19 protein-coding genes are annotated in these 24,610 nt (G+C 56.4%); 11 read left to right on the top strand and 8 right to left on the bottom strand.

Features of this window, described 5'->3' with window-relative positions; genetic code table 11:
• A partial coding sequence (gene nifJ, locus L977_RS12515; protein ID WP_047625858.1) for a pyruvate:ferredoxin (flavodoxin) oxidoreductase occupies nt 1-3,499 on the bottom strand: 3,499 nt, incomplete at its 3' end.
• 270 nt (nt 3,500-3,769) lie between these two features.
• Here nifJ and L977_RS12510 point away from each other — a divergent pair.
• Entirely contained in the window at nt 3,770-4,036 is a 267-nt protein-coding gene (locus L977_RS12510) for a putative hemolysin (RefSeq protein WP_023330510.1), read from the top strand.
• On the opposite strand, the gene hslJ is transcribed toward L977_RS12510, so the two are convergent.
• From hslJ to L977_RS12495, 4 genes are all read right to left on the bottom strand, one after another.
• A complete protein-coding gene (gene hslJ / locus L977_RS12505; protein WP_014883970.1) occupies nt 4,037-4,474 on the bottom strand; it encodes a heat shock protein HslJ in 438 nt (145 codons plus the stop codon).
• A 126-nt stretch (nt 4,475-4,600) separates the two neighbouring features.
• On the bottom strand, nt 4,601-4,729 hold the full coding sequence (locus L977_RS23215; RefSeq protein WP_023330509.1) for a DUF2474 domain-containing protein: 129 nt from the start codon (nt 4,727-4,729) through the stop codon (nt 4,601-4,603).
• A complete protein-coding gene (gene cydB, locus L977_RS12500; RefSeq protein ID WP_047625856.1) occupies nt 4,729-5,739 on the bottom strand; it encodes a cytochrome d ubiquinol oxidase subunit II in 1,011 nt (336 codons plus the stop codon). The genes L977_RS23215 and cydB overlap by 1 nt, the downstream gene beginning before the upstream one ends.
• The gene (locus tag L977_RS12495) at nt 5,739-7,139 is read right to left on the bottom strand and encodes a cytochrome ubiquinol oxidase subunit I (protein WP_014883967.1); all 1,401 of its coding nucleotides are present in this window, start codon (nt 7,137-7,139) and stop codon (nt 5,739-5,741) included. The genes cydB and L977_RS12495 overlap by 1 nt, the downstream gene beginning before the upstream one ends.
• 393 nt (nt 7,140-7,532) lie before the next feature.
• Between L977_RS12495 and ymcF the strand changes: the two genes are divergently transcribed.
• The 9 genes from ymcF (at nt 7,533) to L977_RS12455 (ending at nt 16,050) form a co-directional block, all read left to right on the top strand.
• Nucleotides 7,533-7,721 (top strand): cold shock small protein YmcF, encoded by a 189-nt coding sequence (gene ymcF, locus L977_RS12490; RefSeq protein WP_023330507.1) that lies wholly within the window; start codon nt 7,533-7,535, stop codon nt 7,719-7,721.
• An 82-nt stretch (nt 7,722-7,803) separates the two neighbouring features.
• Complete coding sequence (locus tag L977_RS12485; RefSeq protein WP_047625854.1) at nt 7,804-9,213, top strand: aminotransferase-like domain-containing protein; 1,410 nt, start codon at nt 7,804-7,806, stop codon at nt 9,211-9,213.
• 271 nt (nt 9,214-9,484) lie between these two features.
• A complete protein-coding gene (gene ydcS / locus L977_RS12480; protein ID WP_023330505.1) occupies nt 9,485-10,630 on the top strand; it encodes a putative ABC transporter substrate-binding protein YdcS in 1,146 nt (381 codons plus the stop codon).
• Between the two features lie 17 nt (nt 10,631-10,647).
• A complete protein-coding gene (locus L977_RS12475) occupies nt 10,648-11,661 on the top strand; it encodes an ABC transporter ATP-binding protein (protein ID WP_014883960.1) in 1,014 nt (337 codons plus the stop codon).
• A 1-nt stretch (nt 11,662) separates the two neighbouring features.
• A complete protein-coding gene (locus L977_RS12470) occupies nt 11,663-12,607 on the top strand; it encodes an ABC transporter permease (RefSeq protein ID WP_032636346.1) in 945 nt (314 codons plus the stop codon).
• Nucleotides 12,597-13,403: an ABC transporter permease gene (locus tag L977_RS12465; RefSeq protein ID WP_045135193.1), complete on the top strand. Its 807-nt coding sequence runs from the start codon at nt 12,597-12,599 to the stop codon at nt 13,401-13,403. Before L977_RS12470 ends, L977_RS12465 begins: the two co-directional genes overlap by 11 nt.
• A 24-nt stretch (nt 13,404-13,427) precedes the next feature.
• Entirely contained in the window at nt 13,428-14,852 is a 1,425-nt protein-coding gene (patD, locus tag L977_RS12460) for an aminobutyraldehyde dehydrogenase (protein ID WP_047625853.1), read from the top strand.
• 182 nt (nt 14,853-15,034) lie between these two features.
• On the top strand, nt 15,035-15,208 hold the full coding sequence (locus L977_RS23210; protein ID WP_014883956.1) for a GhoT/OrtT family toxin: 174 nt from the start codon (nt 15,035-15,037) through the stop codon (nt 15,206-15,208).
• Between the two features lie 86 nt (nt 15,209-15,294).
• Nucleotides 15,295-16,050: an alpha/beta fold hydrolase gene (locus L977_RS12455; RefSeq protein WP_047625851.1), complete on the top strand. Its 756-nt coding sequence runs from the start codon at nt 15,295-15,297 to the stop codon at nt 16,048-16,050.
• A gap of 124 nt (nt 16,051-16,174) precedes the next feature.
• Here the strand turns inward: L977_RS12455 and L977_RS12450 are convergent, their stop codons facing one another.
• The 3 genes from L977_RS12450 to L977_RS12440 are packed head-to-tail and all read right to left on the bottom strand — an operon-like array spanning nt 16,175 to nt 22,666.
• Complete coding sequence (locus tag L977_RS12450; protein WP_047625849.1) at nt 16,175-18,349, bottom strand: virulence factor SrfC family protein; 2,175 nt, start codon at nt 18,347-18,349, stop codon at nt 16,175-16,177.
• On the bottom strand, nt 18,346-21,327 hold the full coding sequence (locus L977_RS12445; protein WP_023330500.1) for a virulence factor SrfB: 2,982 nt from the start codon (nt 21,325-21,327) through the stop codon (nt 18,346-18,348). The genes L977_RS12450 and L977_RS12445 overlap by 4 nt, the downstream gene beginning before the upstream one ends.
• 4 nt (nt 21,328-21,331) lie before the next feature.
• Nucleotides 21,332-22,666: an SrfA family protein gene (locus L977_RS12440; protein ID WP_047625848.1), complete on the bottom strand. Its 1,335-nt coding sequence runs from the start codon at nt 22,664-22,666 to the stop codon at nt 21,332-21,334.
• A 283-nt stretch (nt 22,667-22,949) separates the two neighbouring features.
• Between L977_RS12440 and L977_RS12435 the strand changes: the two genes are divergently transcribed.
• The gene (locus tag L977_RS12435; RefSeq protein ID WP_047625847.1) at nt 22,950-24,548 is read left to right on the top strand and encodes an ABC transporter substrate-binding protein; all 1,599 of its coding nucleotides are present in this window, start codon (nt 22,950-22,952) and stop codon (nt 24,546-24,548) included.
• Nucleotides 24,549-24,610 lie beyond the last annotated feature (62 nt).

Raw genomic sequence — 24,610 nt, 5'->3', positions numbered from 1 at the left:
TCCCGGCCAGCTGTGCCAGGAAGTCATACCGTTTTTGCAGATCGGCAGCGGCGTCTTTCCAGAGTTGTTCCGCCACCTCAGGCTGTTGCGCATTGAGGCGACGGAAGCGCTGCTCCTGCATCAGCGTCTCTGCCAGCGCATCTGACGGCGGACGCGAATCCAGCGCCAGCGGTAATTTCCCCTCGTCCGAACGGCGCGGATCGAACCGGTACAGCGGCCAGAAGCCGGTCGCCGTCAGTTGACGCATCTGATCGTGGCTGAGCGCCAGATCGTAGCCATGCTCTTCGCACGGGCTGTAGGCAATGATTAGCGATGGGCCGGGATAGGCTTCTGCTTCCTGAATCGCTTTCACCGTCTGGTTAAGCTGCGCGCCGAGCGAGATTTGCGCGATGTAAACGTGGCCGTACATCATCATACTCACGCCGAGATCCTTGCGTGCTTTGCGCTTACCGTGTTCACCAAATTTCGTGACGGCGCCCAGCGGTGTGGCTTTCGACGCCTGCCCACCCGTATTGGAATAACACTGCGTATCCAGCACCAGGATGTTGACGTTCTCGGTGAGGCTCAGGACGTGATCCAGCCCGCCAAAGCCGATGTCGTAAGCCCAGCCGTCGCCGCCAATCAACCAGATGGATTTTTCGACCAGCGCGTCAGCGTCGGTCAGCAACTGCTCTGCACCCGCGACCCCCTGAAGGGCGTGACGCAACGCTGCCACCTGCTCGCGACGCACGTCGGGTGTCGCTTCGGCGTGAAGCGCGGCATTCAGTTCGGCAGGAATTTGCCCGGCGAACTGCTCCAGCAAGCGCATCACTCGCGCGCGGTGTTGATCAACGGTGAGGCGGAAGCCCAGGCCAAACTCGGCGTTATCCTCAAATAGTGAGTTTGCCCAGGCCGGACCGCGACCCTTTTCATCGGTGGTATAAGGCGTAGAGGGCAAATTACCGCCGTAGATGGACGAGCAGCCGGTGGCGTTAGCAATCAACATCCGGTCGCCATACAACTGAGTAAGCAGTTTGATATACGGCGTTTCACCGCAGCCGGAACAGGCACCAGAGTATTCGAACAGCGGCGTGATGAGCTGCGAAGTCCGAATATCAATCCGTTCCAGTTTGCTGCGATCGATTTCCGGCAGATTCAGGAAGAAGTCATAGTTCTCTTTCTCTTCTTCAACGTGCTCCAGGCGCGACATCATGTTGATTGCTTTAATGTCCGGGTTCTGCCTGTCTTTCGCCGGGCAGACCTCAACGCAGAGGTTACAGCCGGTGCAATCTTCCGGCGCGACCTGCAGAACGTATTTCTGTCCGCGCATATCGCGGGATTTTACATCCAGCGAGTGCAGGCTGGCCGGTGCGTCTTCCATCGCTTCCGGTGACACGACCTTGGCACGAATGGCCGAGTGCGGGCAGGCCGCGACGCAGTGGTTGCATTGCGTGCACAGCTCTTCTTTCCAGATCGGGATTTCTTCGGCGATATTGCGCTTTTCCCAGCGCGTGGTACCCATCGGCCAGGTTCCATCAGGCGGCAGCGCGGAGACGGGCAGGGCGTCACCCAGCCCGGCCAGCATGGCTGCCGTTACGGTCTTAACGAAATCAGGCGCCGCATCAGAGACCACCGGAGGACGGTTCGGACTGGCGTCATTCACCGGCTGCAGCGGCACCTCGGACAGCGACTCGCGCGCCAGCGCCAGCGCCTGCCAGTTACGCTCTACCAGCTCCTGTCCCTTGCTGCTGTAGCTTTTGGCGATCGCGCCCTGCAACTCTACCAGTGCGCTGTCGCCCGGCAGGATTTGGGTCAGATGGAAGAAGGCCATCTGCATCACGGTATTGATACGTGCAGCCAGGCCACATTCGCGGGCAATTTTTGCCGCGTTGACCACATAGAATCGGGCATTTTTCTGGTTCAGGACCGTCTGTACTTCCTGCGGCAGACGCGCCCAGACCTCATCCGCGCTATACGGCGTATTGAGGAGGAAAATACCGCCTGGCTTCAGGCGCTCCGCCATCTGGTATTTGTCGATAAACTGCAGCTGGTGGCAGCCAACAAAGTCGGCCTGAGAAATCAGGTAGGCCGAGCGGATAGGGTGCTCGCTGACGCGCAGGTGGGAAACGGTCAGGCCACCCGCTTTTTTGGAGTCGTAGACGAAGTAACCCTGCGCATACCACGGGGTCGAGTTACCGATGATCTTGATGTTATTTTTGGTCGCCGAGACGCTGCCATCGCTGCCCAGGCCGTAAAACAGTGCTTCAAGTTTGGCGGTTGAAGGCAGCGTATTTTCCGGCAACGGCAGGGACAGGTTCGTGACATCATCATAGATACCCACCGTAAAGCGCGGTTTGGGTTTTGCTTCCCGCAGTTCATTAAATACCGCCAGCACGCACTCCGGCCCGAACTCTTTGGAGGATAAGCCATAGCGACCGCCGATCACCCGCGGAAGTGTTTCACGCTCGCCCTGGTTAAAGGCTTCTGCCAGGGCGGTCATGACGTCCAGGTAAAGCGGTTCAGCGTGCGCCCCAGGCTCTTTGGTTCGGTCGAGCACCGCCACCGTACGCGCGCTTTCCGGCAGGGCAGAGAGCAGATGTTTGGCCGAGAACGGGCGATACAGACGCACTTTAAGTACGCCGACCTTTTCTCCACGGGTCAGCAGCTCGTCAACCACCTCTTCACAGGTGCCGATGGCGGAACCCATTAGCACAATCACGCGTTCAGCCTGCGGATGGCCGTAGTATTCGAACGGCTTGTACGTGCGCCCGGTCGCGGCGGCAAAATCATTCATTGCCTGCTCGACGTGGTCATAAACCGCGTTGTACCACGGATTCGTGGCTTCACGGGACTGGAAATAGGTGTCCGGATTGGCTGATGTCCCTCGAATTACCGGGTGTTCCGGGTTAAGGGCACGGGCGCGATGCGCGTCGATTTCCGCCTGCGGCAAAAGAGTAAGGATCGTATCGTCCGCCAGCGGGACGATTTTGTTGATTTCGTGAGACGTGCGGAAACCATCAAAGAAGTGGATAAACGGAACGCGGCTTTTAAGCGTGGCGATATGCGAAATCAACGCAAAATCTTGTGCTTCCTGAACGCTGCTGGCGCAGAGCATGGCGCAGCCTGTCTGACGCACGGCCATCACGTCGGAGTGATCGCCAAAGATGGAGAGCGCATGGGTCGCAACGGTACGTGCGGCGACGTGCAGGACGAAGGGGGTCAGCTGGCCGGCGAGTTTGTACAGCGTCGGGATCATCAACAACAATCCCTGTGAGGAGGTAAACGACGTGGAGAGCGCGCCTGTCTGCAGCGCACCATGAACCGTAGCGATCGCTCCCGCTTCAGACTGCATTTCAACCACTCTCGGGACATCACCCCAGACGTTTTTTACCCCGTTTCCCGCCCAGGCATCCGCCTGTTCCGCCATGGTCGAGCTTGGCGTAATCGGGTAGATGGCGATAACTTCGCTGGTGCGAAACGCGACTGAGGCAACTGCACCATTACCGTCAATAGTTTGCATAGGACGACACCCTTACATTGCGCAAAAAAGAGGGCCTGTCATAAGACGACAAGCCTTGAATATTATCTCTTTAGTCTAGCAAACAGGGGGTTTTACGATTTTCGCTTTTGTGTCCTCGATATTCTCGTCATCAATGAGTAGATCAACTAAAGGGTAAAAAAATTGCGAGAAATTGTTTCAGTAGCGCATAAATACGCACATCCGCTCTCGACGACACGGGAGGTGATGCCTATTATGCATAGGTTTCGCATTATTTAAGGGGGAGAGAGCATGCGTTCAGCATTTTTGATTGGGTGTGCCGCATTATTATTGTCGGCATGTAGCAGTGAGCCTGTTCAGCAGGCGACGGCGGCTCACGTAGCGCCAGGAATGAGAGCGTCAATGTCCAGCTCAGGACAAGCCAACTGTGCCATGATTGGCGGCTCGCTGTCGGTTGCCCGCCAGCTTGATGGTTCAGCTATTGGGATGTGCGCATTGCCAAACGGCAAACGCTGCAGTGAACAGTCGCTTGCCGTTGGAAGCTGCGGTAATTACTGATCAGTCAACACGTTTAAACATCAGCGTTTTGTCGGCGGTCGCCAGCGTTAACTGGTCTTCCGTCAGGTCGACCTGCGCCCCTTTGCGCAGCATGTCGCCGAGGGTGTGATCAAGTTCGTTAAGCTGCGGTTCAGTACAGAGTTTGCGCGTCATTGCCAGCGTTTTCACTGTCAGCTCACCTTCGGACAATTTCCCCTGTCCGTTGAAGCGGTTACACATCGTGCCAGACACGCTGATGTTATCTACCAGGTTCAAAGCGGGCAGCGCGTTAAAACTGATCTCAGGTGGTGTTGTCATGCCCTTCACGGCTTTGCCATCCACATTTTCCAGTACAAAACGATGGTTCTTCAGCTGCTCTGGCTGAACGGACGCTTTGCCCGGATTAACGCAGCCGGTCAGGACAAGACTGATAACACTTAACGCAATGAGCTTTTTCATTTTTGTTCTCAAATAATAAATACTGTGAATCTTTTACCAGTGTAACGATACGCTGACGTGCGTTAATGGGGTTTATCTGAAAGTGCGGGGAGAGCCGGGCAACGCAGCGGTTGCCCGGAATGACGATTAATGAGATTTAAACCCGGCTGCCGTCATCAATATGCGAAAGAGCATACTGACCGCAGCCAGCGCCAGTACGCTGCCGCCCCAGATAATGGCCAGCCACAACACTCTTTTCCAGACCGGTTGTTGCATCAGTGATAACCCTCCCCATGCTGAACTTTGCCGCGAAATACGTAGTAACTCCAGAAGGTGTAGACCAGAATGACGGGGATGATCAACAGCGCACCCACCAGCATAAAGCCCTGGCTTTGCGTTGGCGCAGCGGCCTGCCACAAGGTGATGGATGGCGGAATAATATGCGGCCAGATGCTGATCCCAAGCCCGCTAAAACCAAGGAATATCAGCCCTAACGTCAGGATAAACGGACGGTTATGGCTGTCAGGATTATTCAGGCAGCGCCACTGACACAGGCTAAAAATCACGACCAGCGCAGGAACCGGCAACAGATAAAACAGATTCGGCAGCGTAAACCAGCGTGCGGCAATGGCCGGGTGGGCAAGCGGCGTCCAGAGGCTGATCGCCGCAATAAATGCCAGCAGGATAATCAGTAACGTTTTGGATAACGCCCGCATCCTTTGCTGCAGCGCATTTTCGCTTTTCATTACCAGCCACGTCGATCCCAGCAACGCGTAGGCCACCATCAGACCCGCACCGCAGAACAGGTTAAATGCGGTAAACCAGTCAAACGGACCACCCGTATACGTTCGGCCTGTCACGGTAAAACCGTTAATGACGGCGCCCACCGTCACGCCCTGGGTAAACGTTGCCAGAATGGAACCGCCAATAAACGCTTTATCCCAGAAGGGGCGGTGGGCGGGCGTGGCTTTAAAACGAAACTCGAATGCCACCCCGCGGAAAATAAGTCCGATCAGCATTAATGTCAGCGGAATGGTGAGGGCATCAATGATCACCGCATACGCCAGCGGGAATGCGCCGAACAGGGCGGCGCCGCCAAGCACCAGCCAGGTCTCATTGCCGTCCCATACCGGCGCGACGCTGTTGACCATCACATCACGATCGTCAGCGTTTGGCGTTGCGGGGAACAACATCCCGATCCCCAGATCAAAGCCGTCCATGACGATATACATCAGCGTGGCAAAGACGATGATCACAAACCAAATAATGGAAAGATCGATACCCATTACGGCTGCTCCTTATGTTCAGTAGTGACGGCTGAAAGCGGGCGTGCAGGACGTCCATCGGACGCGGTGGCGAAAGATTCGTGTGGCTGCGGGCCTTTTTTGATGAGGCGAACCATATAGCTGTAGCCGACGCCGAACACCGAGGTGTAGACGACGAAGAAGGCCAGCAAACTCACGCTCATATGCAGATCGCCGTGGGCTGATACCGCATCCTTCGTTCGCTGGAGTCCATAGACCACCCACGGCTGGCGGCCCACTTCGGTGGTGACCCAGCCTGCCAGAATCGCAATCAGCCCGGATGGGCCCATTAACAGGGCAAACCACAGGAACGGGCGGGATGAATAAACGCGTTTTTTGTAGCGCAACCAGAGCGCCATCACCCCAAGCAGCAACATCAGCATGCCTAAGCCCGCCATGATGCGGAATGACCAGAAGACGATGGTCGAGTTTGGGCGATCTTCTTTCGGGAACTCCTTAAGGGCTGGGACCTGTTTATCCAGGCTGTGCGTCAGGATAAGACTTCCCAGCGCCGGGATCTCCAGACCAAAGCGGGTGCGCTCTTGCTCCATGTCAGGCCAGCCAAACAGCAGCAACGGGGTCGGCTCACCCGGTGGGTTTTCCCAGTGGCCCTCAATGGCGGCAATTTTGGCGGGCTGATGCTTTAAAGTATTCAACCCATGCATATCACCAACCATAGCCTGGAGGGGAGCGACAATCAGCGTCATCCACAGTGCCATTGAAAACATTGCGCGGATCGCAGGATTATTATTCCCGCGCAGCAAATGCCATGCTGCGGATGCACCAACAAACAGGGCGCTACTGAGGAACGCGGCGATCGACATATGCAGCAGGCGGTAAGGGAAGGAGGGGTTGAACACCACAGCGAACCAGTCCACCGGCACCACCTGGCCGTTGACAATCTCATAGCCCTGCGGGGTCTGCATCCAGCTATTCGAAGAGAGGATCCAGAAGGTGGAGATAATAGTCCCCAGCGCCACCATGCAGGTGGAGAAGAAGTGCAGTCCCGGTCCGACTTTCTTCCAGCCGAACAGCATCACGCCGAGGAAACCGGCCTCAAGGAAGAAGGCGGTAAGCACTTCGTAGGTCAGGAGTGGGCCGGTAATACTGCCCGCAAACTGTGAAAAGCCGCTCCAGTTGGTGCCAAACTGGTAGGCCATGACCAGGCCGGAGACTACGCCCATGCCAAAGTTAACGGCAAAAATCTTCGACCAGAAATGGTAAAGCGAGCGCCAGACCGGATTTTTTGTTTTCAGCCATAATCCTTCGAGCACGGCAAGATAGCTTGCCAGGCCGATGGTGATTGCCGGGAAAATAATGTGAAAGGATACGGTAAAGGCAAACTGTATCCGCGCAAGGTGAAAAGCATCCAAACCAAACATGCACAGCCTCAATGTCAAACGGTGTGTTGTTATGGTATAGGCGCAGAGATCGGACTATCAGACGCAGAACAGCGAATTTTAACCATAACAGTTTGATTCAGACTCCCGCTTTTACAAACTGATATAGATTACCGTTACGGAATAAAAAAATTATTTTTATGAATTTTACGCATCAATCCGCTTGCTTTGCCGTCAGCAACATGCGTTAATGGATTTCTGGTTTTGAGTCCAAAAAAATATCTGACGTAGTTTTATAAAGCAGTTCTCATCACGTTGTGCCTCTCCGCAGCCTCTCTTGGGTCTTTATCTACATTCCGATTCGTTTTGTTTAAAACCAATATTGCCCAATCGGCCCATTAGTAATTTACGTTTTTACGTTAACAGGAGAATCCTATGACTTCTTATATCCATTTCCGCTGCCCATGCTGTCATGGCTCGCAGTACCGCACTTCAGTCTTTGATGTGTCTGAGAAAAACCCATTCGGCGCAAAATGCATTTTTTGCAAATCGTCGATGATCACGCTCGACCACCTCGCTGCTGCGCGTTCCGCGATGAATCACACCACCGAGTACCGTAAGTAATCTACCCGGTTTTTCATAACAGTTAGCAAAATCTTCTCTTTTTCTCCTGCTGATATACACTGTCGGCAATAAGGAGAATCTGATGAAAAAATACCAGCGTCTGGCGCAACAAATTATCTCGCAAATTGAGCTTGGCGTATGGCTGCCGGGCGATAAACTGCCTTCCCTGCGAGAGCAGGTGGCGAGCAGCGGCATGAGTTTCATGACCGTTGGCCACGCGTATCAGATGCTGGAAAGTCAGGGACGCATTGTCGCCAGGCCACAATCGGGCTATTACGTTGCCTCCCGCCCGACCACGCACCAGCCTGTGCCGCCTGCCCAGGTGATGCGTGACGAAGCGGTGGATATCAACACCTATATCTTCGATGTCCTTCAGGCCAGCCGCGATCCGTCTGTCGTTCCTTTCGCATCCGCCTTTCCCGATCCCCGGCTTTTCCCGCTTCAGCAGCTCAACCGCTCGCTGGCTAACGTCAGCAAAACGGCGACTGCGATGAGCGTGATTGAAAACCTGCCGCCGGGTAACGCTGAACTCCGCCACGCCATTGCGCGCCGCTATGCGCAGCAGGGGATGAACATCTCGCCGGACGAAATTGTCATTACCGCAGGCGCGCTCGAAGCGCTGAACCTGAGTTTGCAGGCGGTGACGGAGCCTGGCGACTGGGTGATTGTCGAAAACCCCTGCTTTTATGGCGCGCTGCAGGCGCTGGAACGCCTGAAGCTCAAAGCGTTGTCGGTCGCCACGGACGTCCGGGAGGGGATAGACCTGAACGCCCTTGAACAGGCGCTGAATGACTATCCGGTAAAAGCCTGCTGGCTGATGACCAACGGCCAGAATCCGCTTGGTTTTACGCTAAGTGCAGAGAAAAAAGCTCGTCTGGTCGCCCTCCTGACAAAGCATAACGTCACCCTGATTGAGGACGATGTATACAGCGAGCTCTATTTCGGCCGCGAAAAACCGCTTCCGGCAAAAGCCTGGGATCGGGACGACATGACGCTTCACTGCTCCTCTTTTTCAAAATGTCTGGTGGCGGGATTTCGTATCGGCTGGGTGGCGGCCGGAAAACATGCGCGACGCATTCAGCAGTTGCAACTGATGAGCACGTTATCGACCAGCTCCCCTATGCAGCTTGCGCTGGTGGACTACCTGGCGACTAAACGCTACGACGCCCATCTTCGCCGCCTGCGACGAACGCTCGCTGAGCGAAAACAGCAAGCCTGGCAGTCACTGCTGCGCCATATGCCCGCCGGGGTCAAAATTCACCATAACGACAGCGGCTACTTTTTATGGCTGGAGCTTCCGACACAGCTGGATGCCGGGCTGCTGAGTGAAAAGGCCTTAACGCACCATATCAGCATTGCGCCAGGAAAAATGTTTTCCACCTCTGACGCATGGACACCGTTCTTCCGTTTTAATACCTCCTGGGCGTGGGGAGAGCGAGAAGAGCAGGCGGTGATTCAGTTAGGAAAATTAATTAGCACGATGTTGAAATAATCTTTTTCCCCTTATTTAAATAAACATTTCTTATCCTGATGACGGCGCTACGAATATTTCGCAGTGCCCGGTCATAGGAAATCTGCATACTGCCTCGCGCCGCTAACCCCTTGTCTATAATCCAGTTAACGGGGAATGCGCCCTCGGTCACACCTTGATGAAATTTCCTGAAGCCAAACGGTGCGGTGCAATTGCGCGGTCTACGTTTAATAAGGGAGATATTTTTACGGCACGGCTGCCGCTAAATTTCATTGCGACAGGAGTAATTCTTATGAGCAAAAAATTTGCCCGCAGCAGCCTGTGCGCGCTCGGCATGACTATCATGACAGCGCACGCCGCAGAACCACCTAAGGCGATGGGTGACGGGGAAGGTCGTCTGGATATTATTGCCTGGCCGGGCTATATCGAGCGTGGGCAGACCGATAAAAACTATGACTGGGTCACCCAGTTTGAAAAAGAGACCGGTTGTGCCGTTAACGTGAAAACGGCGGCCACGTCAGATGAAATGGTCAGCCTGATGGCGAAAGGGGGATACGATCTGGTCACCGCGTCAGGCGATGCATCGCTTCGCCTGATCATGGGCAAACGCGTTCAGCCGATAAATCCCGAACTCATCCCGAACTGGAAAACCCTCGACACGCGCATTGTGAAGGGGGAATGGTTTAACGTGGGCGGCAAGGTCTACGGTACACCCTATCAGTGGGGGCCAAACCTGCTGATGTACAACACCAAAACCTTCCCGACGCCACCGGACAGCTGGAGTGTGGTCTTTACCAAACAGGATCTGCCGGACGGTAAAACCAATCAGGGTCGCGTGCAGGCATATGACGGGCCAATTTATATCGCCGATGCGGCGCTGTTCGTCAAAGCCACCCAGCCACAGCTGGGCATCAGCGATCCCTACCAGCTCACCGAAGAACAATATGCCGCGGTGCTGAAAGTGCTTCGCGACCAGCATGCCCTGATCCACCGCTACTGGCATGACACCACCGTCCAGATGAGCGACTTCAAAAATGAAGGCGTTGTGGCTTCCAGCGCCTGGCCATATCAGGCAAATGCGCTGAAGGCTGAGAACCAGCCCATCGCCACCGTCTTCCCGAAAGAAGGGGTAACCGGCTGGGCGGATACCACCATGCTCCACGCCCAGGCAAAACACCCGATGTGCGCCTACAAATGGATGAACTGGTCGCTGACGCCAAAAGTGCAGGGCGATCTGGCGGCATGGTTCGGCTCACTGCCCGTCGTGCCTGAAGGGTGTAAAGCCAGTACGCTGCTGGGTGATAAAGGTTGTGAAACAAACGGTTATAACGAATTCGACAAAATCCTGTTCTGGAAAACCCCGACCGCTCAAGGTGGCAAATTCGTGCCGTACAGCCGCTGGACGCAGGATTACATCGCCATCATGGGTGGACGATAATCGCCCGGGAGCAGAACATGACGTACGCAGTAGAATTTAACAATGTTTCCCGGCTGTATGGCGATGTGCGGGCGGTGGACGGGGTGACCATTGCCATTCGCGACGGGGAGTTTTTCTCCATGCTGGGGCCTTCGGGCTCCGGCAAAACTACCTGCCTGCGCCTGATAGCGGGTTTTGAACAGCTGTCAGGCGGCACGATTTCTATTTTCGGCAAAGAGGCGAGCGCGCTACCGCCATGGGAGCGGGATGTAAATACCGTCTTTCAGGATTATGCGCTGTTCCCGCATATGTCGATCCTCGATAATGTCGCCTACGGGCTGATGGTGAAAGGCGTCGACAAGAAGAAACGCCATGCCCAGGCGCGTGATGCTCTGGAAAAAGTGGGGCTGAGCTTTGCCATCGCCCGCAAACCTTCGCAACTTTCCGGCGGCCAGCGCCAGCGTGTCGCCATCGCCCGGGCGCTGGTCAATGAACCGCGCGTCCTGCTGCTGGACGAACCGCTGGGCGCGCTCGATCTCAAACTGCGCGAACAGATGCAATTCGAGCTGAAGAAACTTCAGCAGGAACTCGGCATTACCTTTATTTTCGTCACCCACGATCAGGGCGAAGCGCTCTCCATGTCGGACCGGGTGGCGGTATTCAATAACGGACGCATCGAGCAGGTGGATACCCCGCGCGATCTCTATATGCGTCCGCGCACGCCGTTTGTCGCCGGTTTTGTGGGTACGTCCAACGTCTTTGATGCAGCGCTTGCGCAGAAAATTTGCGGCATGGAAGGTATCTATTCCCTGCGCCCGGAACATATTCGCCTGAACGAGGGCGGTGAGGTTCAGGTTCAGGGTATCGTGCAGGCCGTTCAGTATCAGGGAGCCGCCACGCGCCTGGAACTGAAGCTTGCCGAGGGGGCCAAACTGCTGGTCAGCCAGGCCAACCTCAGCGATGTCTCGCTGCTGAGCGGCATTGCGCCGGGGCAGGCGGTGATGGCCTCGTGGTCACGCGAGGCGATGATTCGCCTGCATGAGGAAAGGTGAAATGGATATGAGTGTCGCTCATCCTCCCGCACCGCACGGCCGCTTGAGCCGCATGACGGCACTGTTCTGGCGTAAGCCGTCGCTCGGCCTGTTCCTGCTGCTGCTTGCCCCGCTGATGTGGTTTGGCATCGTCTATTTCGGATCGTTGCTGACCCTGCTGTGGCAGGGATTTTACACCTTTGACGACTTCACCATGGCGGTCACGCCGGACCTGACGCTGGCGAATATTCAGGCGCTCTTCAATCCGGCAAACTACGACATCATCCTGCGCACCTTAACGATGGCGATCGCGGTCACTTTGGCCAGCGCCATTCTGGCATTCCCGATGGCCTGGTATATGGCGCGTTACACCCGCGGCAAGTGGAAAGCGTTCTTCTATATCGCCGTGATGCTGCCGATGTGGGCGAGCTACATTGTCAAAGCCTACGCCTGGACGTTGTTGCTGGCGAAGGATGGTGTAGCGCAATGGTTTCTCAGTCATATGGGGCTGGAACCGATCCTCACCTCACTTCTTACGCTCCCGGCGATAGGCGGTAACACGTTATCCACCTCCGGGCTGGGGCGCTTTCTGGTCTTTGTCTATATCTGGCTGCCGTTTATGATCCTGCCCGTGCAGGCCGCGCTGGAACGTCTGCCAGCGTCGTTACTGCAGGCTTCAGCCGACCTCGGCGCGCGCCCCCGCCAGACCTTTCGCTATGTTGTATTGCCGCTGGCGATCCCGGGAATTGCCGCGGGTTCGATATTTACCTTTTCCCTGACGCTGGGGGATTTCATCGTCCCGCAGCTGGTGGGGCCGCCGGGCTATTTCATCGGTAACATGGTCTACGCTCAGCAGGGCGCTATCGGCAATATGCCCATGGCGGCTGCGTTTACGCTGGTTCCCATTGTGCTGATTTCGCTTTATCTGGCGTTCGTGAAACGTCTGGGAGCATTCGATGCACTCTGAACGCGCACCGTTGTTCCTGAAAGTGGCGGCATGGGGAGGCGTCATCTTTCTGCACTTCCCGCTGCTGATTATCGCGATCTACGCCTTTAATACTGAAGATGCTGCCTTCAGCTTCCCGCCGCAGGGGCTGACGCTCAAGTGGTTTAGCGTGGCGGCGGGGCGTGGCGATATCATTGAATCCGTGACGTTGTCACTTCAGATTGCCGCGCTCTCCACCGCCATTGCCCTGGTGCTTGGTACGCTTGCTGCAGCGGCGCTGTGGCGAAGCGACTTTTTTGGCAAAAACGCCATTTCACTGTTGCTGCTGTTGCCCATTGCCTTACCGGGAATCATTACCGGTCTGGCGCTGCTGACCGCATTTAAAACGATCAACCTTGAACCGGGTTTTTTCACCATCGTTGTCGGGCACGCCACATTCTGCGTGGTGGTGGTGTTCAACAACGTCATTGCCCGGTTCAGACGCACCTCCTGGAGTCTGGTGGAGGCGTCAATGGATCTCGGGGCCGACGGGTGGCAAACCTTCCGCTATGTGGTGTTGCCCAATCTGGGTTCAGCACTTCTGGCGGGCGGAATGCTGGCCTTTGCCCTGTCGTTTGACGAAATCATCGTCACAACCTTTACGGCGGGACACGAGCGCACGTTACCGCTGTGGTTGCTCAATCAGCTCGGCCGTCCTCGCGACGTGCCGGTCACCAACGTTGTTGCACTGTTGGTCATGCTGGTGACAACTTTCCCCATTCTGGGTGCCTGGTGGCTAACCCGCGATGGCGAGAACATCGCCGGCAGCGGGAAATAACATTGATTTGAACAGGACAATGCTATGCAAACACATCTGCTGATAAAGGGTGAACTGGTCGCCGGACAAGGCGAAAAGCAGCCGGTATATAACCCGGCCACCGGAGAAGTACTGCTGGAGATTGCTGAAGCCTCTGTCGCGCAAGTTGACGCGGCTGTTCAGGCCGCCGATGGGGCTTTTATCGACTGGGGGCAGACCACGCCCAAAGCGCGTGCGGAATGTCTGCTGAAACTGGCTGACGCCATTGAGGCGCAGGGTGAAGAATTTGCCAGGCTTGAATCGCTCAACTGCGGGAAGCCGCTCCACTGTGCTCTGGGGGATGAAATTCCGGCGGTGGTCGACGTGTTTCGTTTCTTCGCCGGGGCGGCCCGCTGCCTGAACGGTCTGGCCGCAGGTGAATACCTTGAGGGGCACACCTCGATGATCCGCCGTGATCCGGTGGGGGTAGTTGCATCGATTGCGCCGTGGAACTACCCGCTGATGATGGCAGCATGGAAGCTGGCACCCGCGCTGGCTGCCGGTAACTGCGTGGTGATAAAACCCTCTGAAATCACGCCGCTGACGGCGTTAAAACTGGGAGAACTGGCGAAAGATATCTTCCCGGCAGGCGTTGTGAACGTGTTATTTGGTCGCGGTAAGACGGTTGGCGATCCGCTCACCGGGCATGACAAAGTCCGCATGGTGTCGCTGACCGGTTCTATTGCCACCGGCGAGCATATCATCGGCCATACGGCGTCCTCCATTAAGCGCACCCACATGGAGCTGGGCGGTAAGGCTCCGGTGATCGTTTTTGATGATGCTGACCTGGACGCGGTTGTCGAAGGGGTGCGAACGTTTGGTTTCTACAATGCCGGGCAGGACTGTACGGCGGCCTGCCGCATTTATGCCCAGAAAGGCATATATCCTGCGCTGGTTGAAAAGCTGGGTGCTGCGGTCGCCAGCCTCAAAATGGGGGCGCCGGAAGATGCCGCTACTGAACTGGGGCCGCTCAGCTCGGCCGCTCACCTTTCACGCGTCTGTCAGGCTGTCGATCAGGCGAAAGCGCTCGGTCATATCAGCGTTGTGACGGGCGGAAGCAAAAAGGAGGGGGCTGGCTACTACTTCCAGCCGACCCTGCTGGCGGGGGCAAAACAGGACGATGCCATTGTTCAGCGCGAAGTGTTTGGGCCGGTGGTGAGCGTCACTGAATTTGACGATGAAGCGCAGGTGCTGGCCTGGGCGAATGATTCACAGTATGGCCTGGCGTCATCGGTCTGGACCAAAGACGTGGGCCGTGCTCATCGTCTGAGTGCGCGGTTGCAGTACGGCTGTACCTGGGTGAATACCCACTTTATGCTGGTGAGCGAAATGCCGCACGGCGGCATGAAGTTATCCGGCTACGGCAAAGATATGTCGGTGTACGGGCTTGAGGATTATACGGTCGTCAGGCATGTGATGATCAAACACTAAGCCATCCTGCCTGGCCGCTTGCGCGGCCGGGCATTCTCCTTCTTCGCCCTGGGTGTTAAGCAAGCTACTTCATTGTTATTAGCCATAATATTTAAGTGGTTATTCTGTAACGAAAAAACTTGATCTGTATCAACATATGACGCATATTGCGTGCGGTTATTTTTTCGGCTCTGGTATACAGAATGACGTTGTATCAAAAGATGTTGGTTTTTTACGCAGTGATGGCTTCCATCTGTGCATTAATTACCTGGTTCCTTTCAAAAGATCGCAAACGCATCCGCCTGCTCAGCGCGTTTCTGGTGGGGTCGACCTGGCCGATGAGCTTCCCCGTTGCGCTCCTGATCTCGCTTTTCTGAAGCACGCTTCCACTTTTTCCAGATGAACATGGCATTCCTGATTCGATAACTGTATAAATACACAGTGCATCGTAAAAGGAGTGCTTATGAACAGTTTTTACTCGCAGCAGGCGGGTTGCACCGTGCGCTGGCATGATTTGCCCGGCTCAGGCGAGCCCGTGGTCTTCATCCACGGGCTGGGGTGTGCCTCTTCCTATGAATATCCCCGCGTTGTCCGTGACCTTCAGTTTGGCACACGCCGGGCCATTCTCATTGATTTGCCCGGCAGCGGTTACAGCGATAAACCCGAGCATTACAGCTACCACACCACTGACCAGGCGCGCGTGGTGGCAGAGCTGATTGACCATCTTGAACTGGATACCTTCTGGTTATACGGCCACAGCATGGGCGGCAGTATCGCGATTGAAACGGCGGCGATGCTGGGAACGCGAGTTAAAGGACTGATGGTGTCGGAACCTAATTTTCACGCGGGTGGTGGGATGTTCAGCCGCTCGATTGCGGCGCAAACCGAACAGCAGTTTCTGAAACAGGGTTATGACGCCATGCTCAGCGCAGAAACCTCAGCGTGGGCGGGGTGTCTGCAAAGCAATGCGCCGTATGCAGTCTGGCGCGGAGCAAAGAGCCTGGTTGAGGGGGTTGTGCCGGTATGGGAAACGCAATTCCTGTCGCTCTCGTGCCCGGTGACGCTGATCTTCGGCGAACATTCTCTGCCTGACGACGATGTTGATAATCTGAAGCAGAAAGGCGTTGAGGTAAAAATTATCCCTGCGGCGGGGCATTCTATGTCGTGGGAAAATCCGTCAGCACTGGCTCAGACGTTAGCCGGGTGTATGACGGAGTGATGTGCGCAAAAGTTTCGCCCGGCGGCGCGACGCTTGCACGGGCCTACGATGAATTTTGCAAGGTATTGATATTATGGCGGAATGTAGGCCGGGTAAGCGCAGCGCCACCCGGCAAGAAAGGCAACTACATGATTAAAGCCCGTAATGCCTGACGTGCGTCAGGTTGAATATCATGCGGATGCTGGTAATCAATGTTCTCTATCGCCCGGCTATAGAGGGCAACCAGCCAGTCGTAAACGTACGCGGTGGCCGCATGGACTGGCTGTTCCGCCAGACGCGTCAGACGTGGCGCGGCGCTGCTGACGACGGGCGTAACGAAGATAGCCTGTCCCTTGCGGATGCGGCTTGCCGGACGCTCTGCTGAAGGCGTTTGGTCATACCCCAGCCAGCCAACGAAATTGCCCATCACGGCGTGCAGTTGCGCTGCGCTGCTCTTATCCGCTTCGACAATACGCTGAAGCTGTTGCGCCAGATTAAGCCGGTAGCTGGTGGCCACCAGAACATCCGCGATTTGCTGTAATACTGCGGGTTCCAGACCGAGACGGGTGGCCGTGGCCTCATTACGGCTCCACTGACGCAGATGATTTATCCATACTCTGTGCGCCAGACGCGCCTTGTCCTTCGTCTGGAACTGACCAGCACTTTCCTGGGCGTTATCGGTAAACAGATCAATGGTATCCGTAAATAGCCCATTGACCTGCTCCTCGCGCGGTTGCTGGACGGCGAGCAGCGTTTCAAACGCTTTCATCGGCGGCATCAATCCTTCAAGCAGCTCGCCGTGACGGGCGGCACTGCTTTGCAGGGTGCGCACCATGTTTTCGGCCTGTGCGCGTCGGGTAGCCGGTTCCTCAACCAGCGGGGCGAGATAACTGCGCATTAGCGCCGAAAGCTCCTGGCGAAGCAAGCTTTTCAGCGTTCCAAGGCGCTTCTGCCGCTGCGCAGGGAGCGTGGCCTGAGACAACCACTCAATGACGCGCTGCATGCTGTGGCTATCCAGCGCCTGCAGCGTGCCCCAGCTTAAACCCGGTTTACCGAGCAGATGCTGTACGGCTTCATCAAGATTCTGGCGGGTGGTAAAGCGGGCGTCATGCGGGGTAATCGCCCACACCAGCCCCGGCAGGGCAGACTCTTCAGCAGGCTGCGTCTCTTTGACCCAGCTCATTAACACTTTTGCTTTTTTGGCCGTCTGCTCGTGCTGCGCTGTCGCATTGCAGATAACCAGCACGTCAGGCTGTAGCTGCTGGCGGTAATGGTCGAGCAACCACTGACATTTTGCCTGCGCTAACGGATCGGCACTGCTGTCTTCAAAGACCGGAATATCAATGATATCAACGTTATCCAGCGCACCACTCTCAACCGGCAGAACCAGCTCGCGGGTCAGGAAGGCCAGCACGTCAACCGGGAGGCTGATGGCGTTGAGCATGTCGCCGTTATTCAGCGGATGAAGCAGCGTCTCCTGTGCGTCCTGCTGGGTTAAGGTGCCATGCGTCAGGAACCCTTCACCCGGCAAGCCAAAGCTATCTACCAGCAGACTCAGCGGAGCAGCAAGCTCGCTGGCATGGCTGGTCTGGTGCAGAACATGGGCGAGCTTCAGCCACTGTTGGGTGAATTCCTGTTGCTCACCCCACAGCAGCGACCAGACGCTTGCCCGGGTGCTGAGATCAAGTGAAGGCACCAGTTGGGCAAGCTCATACCACAGGGCATCATCAATTTGCTGTTTCGCAGCGGGTATTGTGCACTGCCAGAAGCGGGCGATGGCACCCACTTCCTGCGCCGTGATACCCGGTACGCCCTGCGGCTGACGCAGGCCACGCCATTTCTCAAGACGGGTCTCAATGACCGCCTTATCCACTGCGCGCATCTGCGGATGCAGCGTCGTGCGGGCAATAAACAGCTGTACCAGTTCGGCCTCGGTGATCAGACTCAGACGTAGCGGAAACGCCTCATCAACCACCTCCCGGTTTTCCCGGGTAAAGCGGACGGCCATGTTGGTCAGGGCATGACCCGGATTGATATGCGAAAAATAGTCAAAGGTGCGCTGGCCTGGCGTAACGTTTAGCCGTCCATTACCGCTGCCGCACAGCGACAGCAGCAGGTGTGCTTTTGCGCTCTGCGAATGACCGTAAAGTCCAATGCTGCTCTGGCGGATCAGGGCACGTTCAATAGCCTGCTCTCGCGCCTGCGCCGCGTTGATGCGGGCAAGCAGGGCGTCAGCATCGTTGTCCAGCACAGGGGCATTCATGCGCGTCTCATTAATCCACCCGATTAACGCCTGAGTGGTGGTGGTCGTCGCTGTCATTTCAGGTATACGCTCCCGCTGTCGATCCAGTAGTGGCTGCCGCTGTGTCGGCGATCGGCCAGAGTATTCAGTTTGAAGGTTAAGGCGTCAGGCGCTACCGGTGTGCCGTCCTGTAGCCAGGCATCGCTCAGTTCAAAGGACTCAGGACCTTCCTGCTTGCTGCCGCCGCAGAGCTTAAGCCGCACGTTCAGCACGCCGTCACCGGCAATCGCTTTCGCCAGTTCAGCCGAATTGATGCTGAGCGTATAAAGCGGCGTGGCAGGCCAGCGTGCGTTCGCCAGCTGGCGGAAGCCGAGGGTGACGTTGCCGCGTAGCGGGAAGTGCAGGCGTGCGTCGAGTTTTGCGCCCGGCTTATCGAGGTCGATATCCTGATACCAGACGTTTTCCTCACGCAGGGTATTGACGGTGTTATCCAGCACGCCGAGATAACGCACGGTAGAATACGCGCCAATGTCCGCGGCTTTAAAGTTGAAGCGCGGCAGACGCAGGTCGAGCGCCAGGCTGCACAGCATGGCACCCACGGCGGCGGTTGATTTAGGGTTACCAATGCGCCCCTGCTGACTGAACGGATACCACTCATGTACCTGGTATTTATCCAGCCAGACGATGCGATTGACCGGCACCGGCTGCAGGTGACGGATCAGCGCCTGAACGCCTGGCAGGCAGCCAGGGCGACCGGTAATCAGCAGAATATCGCAGCTGTAGTGGGAAATCGCTTCACAGACTGCGTGAAGCGGAGAGGTCAGCGTAAACTGACCGGCCAGCATCGCATCCTGCATCTCGCGGAAATTGACGTGCAGCGGTACGGCGAACAGGTCGAACGCTTCTGAGCCCGCAGGCAGGGCATGATCAATCGCCTGCTGCAGATAATTCATGACGTTGCGGGTTGGTTTCTGCGGCAGAAGATCGCCAAAGGTGGCATGCAGGCCAGCCAGCGGATCGTCAACGTCGCTGGATTCCCACGCGGCAAGAATGGCGTGGCCAATCGGCATAAAGAGCTGTAGCGCCGTTTGCTGGCGCAGCACGGCCTGGGTATCAATACGCCCGGAGTCGCCGAACAGCGACGCCATGAGCAGCGAGGCGTCCGCAATCCCGGACTTCTGCAGCTGCGTTTGCAGGGCGGGCAGCACGTAGCGCTGAATCACGTCCAGCAGGGTATCATCGCCCGCCACTTTAAACCCTTCGCGGAACAGCAGCTGCGGCGTGATTTTGACGTTATTACCGGAGCCGTCATCCAGTTGATAATGGGTGATCGCCATATCCGTGGTGCCGCCACCGATGTCGATAGACGCGACGCGCAATGCGCGGCCGGGCTGCACACCCGGCTCAGGCTCACGATCCGTGCGGGCGAGGGAGGCAAAGAAGGCTTCCGTCTGGCCGCCAAAATGGGAGATCGCTTCGTTATACAGCCAGACCAGTTGACCACAGCTGGCCTCATCCCACTCCATCTGGATTTCAGGGACCGGCACCACGCTTTTTTCCTGCTGTTTGCGGGTGGCAAAATCCTCATCCTGCGGGTGCCAGCCCATCGCTTTCCAGACGATGGCGATGGCTTCGAACATGCGGCGACGGAAAATCTCGCGCTCCTGCTTTGGCATTGCCGAGGGCAGGGTCAGGATCAGGGTGCGCAGCTGGCGTGGCGAGGCAGGGAAGCCCAGACGCAGGCGGGTGGCGACGCTGTTGATCTGACCCAGCGCCTGCGCCAGCAGCTCGCACAGCATATGCGTCATCAGGGTGCTGCGGCTGTACTGCGGCGAGAAGACCGGCAGTCGCTCGTCCTGCGGTAACGTAAACAGCGGTTCACCGTCATCGTTCATCAGGTTCATCAGCGGGAACGCCGTGGCAAGCGGCTCACGCTGGGTTTTGCCGTTCATCTGACTAAAGCGCCAGTCCTGCACCACCGGTGTTTCATCCCACAAATAGCGACGCGGGCTGGAGATGCCGCTGTTCCCTTCGGTTCCCAGACGCTGCATCGCCAGCTTGCGGGCTTCATCACCCACGCGAACGATCGACGGCCAGACAAACGCATCTTCGCGACCACTTTCAACCGAGAAGTGCTGTTTGCCAAAGCGTGCTTCGGAAAACTCGAGACGGCTGGTAAACAGAGGCTCATTGAGGAATTGCGGCTCGCTCAATGAACGAACCTGTAACTCGGCGGTCTGCCGCAGTCCATCGTTCGCATCGCCGTGGTCTTCAATAATGACGCCGCAGGTGTGAGTGTTACCGACGTCGAGGATCAGGTCGACCGGAATCGCTGGCGTACTGAGGGTATGGGTAACAAATTTCACTTCCGGCACGGTGAGCTGTTCACCGAGCATGGTCAGCAGGTTAAGCCAGTGAGCCTGATATTCAAAGCTGCGCATCGCCTGATGCAGGTCACGTTCAGAACGATTTTCAACGCCGTCAGCATACTGGGTAAATGCTTCACGCAGCCAGCCGTCAATCCAGGTCTGGTCGAGGAAGCTTTCAACCTCGCTATCGCGCCAGGCCAGCGCGAAACGGGTGCCGTTCAGAATATCGTTTTCAACCGGCGATAGCGCGGAGGTGGCATGTTCCGCAATCTGGCTGTCGAGGGCGAGGGTCACGCGGTGCGTATTGCCTGCGGTGTCGGGGGTGTCGAGCTTGCGGACCTGCACGCGGGCCCAGTTATCCGGCCCCTCCACAAAGGTGCGCGGCGGGTTGAAACGCAGAAACGGGACGGGAAGCCAGACGCCGTCCAGCACCGCAAGGGACTGCTGCAGCGGGATAGTCGTTTCCGGTTTAACCACTTCAGGCTGGCCGCCGTGCGTTCCCGGCACGGTATAGCGCCCGTTAACCAGATCGAAATCGAGGCGTAAAAGAGGGCCGTTGGCGGTCTTACGTACGAAGCGCCCGTGGCTGGCGGTGTCCTGCGGCGTCAGCCCGAAATCGAGGAATTGCACGCCGCTGTTGGCAATAAGCGTAACGCTTTGTTTATAGTCGCAAAGATTTACCAGCATAGGATCAGGCACCTGCTTTCTTGAACGTCAGGGGGACGACGGTGTTGGCATCATAACGGGCGCGACATTCTGCGATATCGCTGGTGCCGGCTTTACAGGCGACTTCCGGCATCGGGTAGCGGGAACCGTCGGTGCAGCGGGCCGTGCCGCGACTCTTGATCATCAGCTCACCATTGCTGTGTAGCCCGGAGAAGATCTCCGCGCGGCAGACAATATTGTCGCCATGGACTATGCGGGCGAAACCTTTATTGTTCTGGATTTGATAGCGCATTGACGGTGGCTTGCCGGTGACCGGGTCTTTCACGTCGAGAATCGCGCGCCAGGTACCGTTCAGGAAGCGTGTCGATCCGGCTTTCACCTGACCGGCCTCCATCACCATGGCATCTTTCGGGATCGCGACAATCACCACGGGAGCGGGTTCAGGCTCTTTTTCTTTGCTCGCCACCACCTCAGCCTGATGCAGGGGTAAATTCATCGCCAGTGGCTCAACGGCTTTGATCGGTTTTGGGGCGATAGCCACGGGCTCAGGGACCGGCGTAGGCGCGGGCTCTGCAGAAGGGGCCGGTTTTGGCCACATCAGCGGGGCGGCAATAGCGGCAACGATCACCGCCGCGACCGGCAGCGTCCAAAGGGGAACGCGACGCTTCTTCGTGATGACGACAGGTGCGGGTTCAGGCGCAGGTTGCGCAACAACCGGTGCGGGCTCGGGCGCATACAGGTCTTCCGGCGTAATCCGTATCGCGGCGACCGGGGCAATCAGCGGCTCGTCAGCTTTTTCAAAGGTGATGGCCGGTTCGGGCACCCGCTCGGGCTCGGGCTCAGGATCTTCAATCACAACAGGGGCGGGCTCAGGGATCAGCGATTCACGCAGGCAGTCGAGGACATCGTCACGCGCATTTTCATTCAGGTTTACAAAACCCCAGAAGCACAGGATCGGTTTTCCGTCGACGAGAAAAACGAAATTTTCCCCAGGGAACTGAAATGCTTTCGACAGCAGCGAGCCGAAGAGCTGTTGCGCTGTTTTCGGCGACTGAAGGCATTTCTTGCTTAACGACTCTACGCTCGCAAGGGTGTTTTCCAGATAGCGCAGGGCGCGATAGCGGTCGTCCTCATCAGCCGCTTTCCAGCTGGTGACGTTTCCCTCCACCGGGGAGTACCAGTCCACGCGGTCGCCGCTGTCGTTGACCTGCGGAATCGCCAGACAGTCAACGATAGCCTGTTGTTTGCGCAACCGGAGCGCTTCCCGAATTTGTAACGCTGATTCAAAAACGGCTTGTCCGCCGCCGCCCACGGCCTGAAAATCATCCAGGTTACCGCTGCGTAAAAGAGTTTTAGCCACGATTTGATCCCATATACTTCTTCACGCCGTTACTTTAACGAAACGAGGAAGAAAACAAACGGAGGAAGAGACGCTAAAAGGGCCGATTTCTTGCGGCATAGAAAGTGACGGTTGTGCTTGACGGATAATGGCACTTAAGGCAAATCATCTTTTCGGATGCTGACCGTAAAACCAGCAAAAAACGCGGCTTTAGAATAACCTGATAGTGTTTCGTTATTTGCCAGGTCATAACGGCTGTGCTGTTATTACTGTCCTATATAATAAAACTGCCAGGGTTATAACCATGTCTACAGGGAAAACACTGCTCGCCCTTGCGCTGAGCGCGCTTTTACCAGCCGGTGCCGCGTGGGCGGCAAACAACGACACCTTAATTTACTGTTCTGAAGCATCACCCGAGTCGTTCAACCCGCAAATCGCCAGTTCCGGCCCCTCTTTTGTCGCCAGTTCTCAGGTACTGTACAACCGCCTGATCAATTTCGACCCGGTGAAAAACACGCCGGTTCCGTCGCTGGCGGAATCCTGGACGATTTCACCGGACGGTAAGACCTATACCTTTACCCTGCGCAAAGGGGTGAAGTTCAACAGCAACAAATACTTCAAGCCGACCCGCGACTTTAACGCCGATGACGTTATTTTCTCGGTTATGCGTCAGAAAGACCCTAAGCATCCGTACCACAACGTGTCCCAGGGTAACTATGAATACTTTAACGACGTGGGTCTTGATAAGCTGATTCAGGACGTCAAAAAAGTCGACGATTACCACGTTCAGTTCACCCTGAGTGAACCCAACGCCGCGTTCCTGGCCGACTGGGGGATGGATTTTGCCTCGATTCTCTCCGCAGAATACGCCGATGCGATGCTGAAAAAAGGTACGCCTGAAAACGTGGACACCTGGCCGATCGGTACCGGTCCTTATGTGCTGCAGCAGTACAAAGTGGATTCACTGATCCGCTACGTCGCTAATCCGAACTACTGGGATGGCGAGGTGCCGACCAAACATCTGATCTTCTCCATCACGCCAAATGTGGAGACGCGTCTGGCGAAACTGCAGACCAACGAATGCCAGATTATACCCGCGCCGTCTCCGGTGCAGTTTGAGGTGATTAAGAAGAACAAAGACCTGACGCTGCACTCGGTTGATGCGCTGAACGTCGGCTATCTGGCGTTTAACACCGAGAAAAAACCGTTTGATAACGTGCTGGTGCGCCAGGCGCTGAACTACGCGACCGACAAAAAGGCTATCGTTAACGCGGTCTTTATGGGGTCGGGGACGGTGGCAAAATCGCCGATCCCACCCAATATGATGGGCTTTAATAACGAGCTGAAGGATTACAGCTACGATCCGGAAAAAGCGAAAGCGCTGCTGAAGCAGGCCGGGCTGGAGAAGGGCGCAGACGTTACGCTATGGTCAATGCCGGTTCAGCGTCCGTATAATCCAAACTCGCGTCGCATTGCGGAGATGATCCAGAGCGACTGGGCGAAGGTGGGCGTAAAGGCAAAAATCGTCTCTTACGAGTGGGGCGAATATCTCTCCGGAATGCGTAAAGGCGAACATGATTCCGCACTGTTTGGCTGGATGTCCGATAACGGTGACCCGGACAATTTTGCCGATGTGCTGCTGGGCTGCAACAGCATTAAAACCGGGTCAAATGCCGCACGCTGGTGCGATAAAGATTATGATTCCCTGGTACAAAAAGCGAAGCTGACCAGCAATCCGGCTGAGCGTGCGAAGCTCTATGGCCAGGCGCAGGAGATTTTCTACCAGCAGGCGCCGTGGATCGCACTGGCAAACGGCAAAACGTTCTATGCGACCCGCAGCAACGTGACCGGGTACAGCGTGAGCCTGATGGGCAGTGATTTTTCAAAAGCGAAGCTGAACTAAGCATTTTATTGCCGGATGGCGGCTACGCCTTACCCGGCCTACATTTTGCACCCGTAGGCCCG

Origin of the sequence: Enterobacter sp. ZOR0014 (assembly GCF_000798855.1) — a bacterium.
GTDB lineage: Bacteria > Pseudomonadota > Gammaproteobacteria > Enterobacterales > Enterobacteriaceae > Enterobacter > Enterobacter kobei.
The sequence above is the reverse complement of the archived record's forward strand: the minus strand, read 5'-3'. Positions and strand labels throughout refer to the sequence as shown.

What these genes read in the sequence shown, in the direction of transcription:
- L977_RS12435 (WP_047625847.1), top strand. Translation starts at nt 22,950, where the DNA reads ATGTCTACAGGGAAAACACTGCTCGCCCTTGCGCTGAGCGCGCTTTTA.
- L977_RS23210 (WP_014883956.1), top strand. Translation starts at nt 15,035, where the DNA reads ATGACGTTGTATCAAAAGATGTTGGTTTTTTACGCAGTGATGGCTTCC.
- L977_RS12475 (WP_014883960.1), top strand. Translation starts at nt 10,648, where the DNA reads ATGACGTACGCAGTAGAATTTAACAATGTTTCCCGGCTGTATGGCGAT.
- L977_RS12510 (WP_023330510.1), top strand. Translation starts at nt 3,770, where the DNA reads ATGCGTTCAGCATTTTTGATTGGGTGTGCCGCATTATTATTGTCGGCA.
- L977_RS12465 (WP_045135193.1), top strand. Translation starts at nt 12,597, where the DNA reads ATGCACTCTGAACGCGCACCGTTGTTCCTGAAAGTGGCGGCATGGGGA.
- L977_RS12495 (WP_014883967.1), bottom strand. Translation starts at nt 7,139, where the DNA reads ATGTTTGGTTTGGATGCTTTTCACCTTGCGCGGATACAGTTTGCCTTT.
- patD (WP_047625853.1), top strand. Translation starts at nt 13,428, where the DNA reads ATGCAAACACATCTGCTGATAAAGGGTGAACTGGTCGCCGGACAAGGC.
- ymcF (WP_023330507.1), top strand. Translation starts at nt 7,533, where the DNA reads ATGACTTCTTATATCCATTTCCGCTGCCCATGCTGTCATGGCTCGCAG.
- cydB (WP_047625856.1), bottom strand. Translation starts at nt 5,739, where the DNA reads ATGGGTATCGATCTTTCCATTATTTGGTTTGTGATCATCGTCTTTGCC.
- L977_RS12445 (WP_023330500.1), bottom strand. Translation starts at nt 21,327, where the DNA reads ATGCTGGTAAATCTTTGCGACTATAAACAAAGCGTTACGCTTATTGCC.
- L977_RS23215 (WP_023330509.1), bottom strand. Translation starts at nt 4,729, where the DNA reads ATGCAACAACCGGTCTGGAAAAGAGTGTTGTGGCTGGCCATTATCTGG.
- L977_RS12450 (WP_047625849.1), bottom strand. Translation starts at nt 18,349, where the DNA reads ATGACAGCGACGACCACCACCACTCAGGCGTTAATCGGGTGGATTAAT.
- L977_RS12485 (WP_047625854.1), top strand. Translation starts at nt 7,804, where the DNA reads ATGAAAAAATACCAGCGTCTGGCGCAACAAATTATCTCGCAAATTGAG.
- L977_RS12455 (WP_047625851.1), top strand. Translation starts at nt 15,295, where the DNA reads ATGAACAGTTTTTACTCGCAGCAGGCGGGTTGCACCGTGCGCTGGCAT.
- ydcS (WP_023330505.1), top strand. Translation starts at nt 9,485, where the DNA reads ATGAGCAAAAAATTTGCCCGCAGCAGCCTGTGCGCGCTCGGCATGACT.
- hslJ (WP_014883970.1), bottom strand. Translation starts at nt 4,474, where the DNA reads ATGAAAAAGCTCATTGCGTTAAGTGTTATCAGTCTTGTCCTGACCGGC.
- L977_RS12470 (WP_032636346.1), top strand. Translation starts at nt 11,663, where the DNA reads ATGGATATGAGTGTCGCTCATCCTCCCGCACCGCACGGCCGCTTGAGC.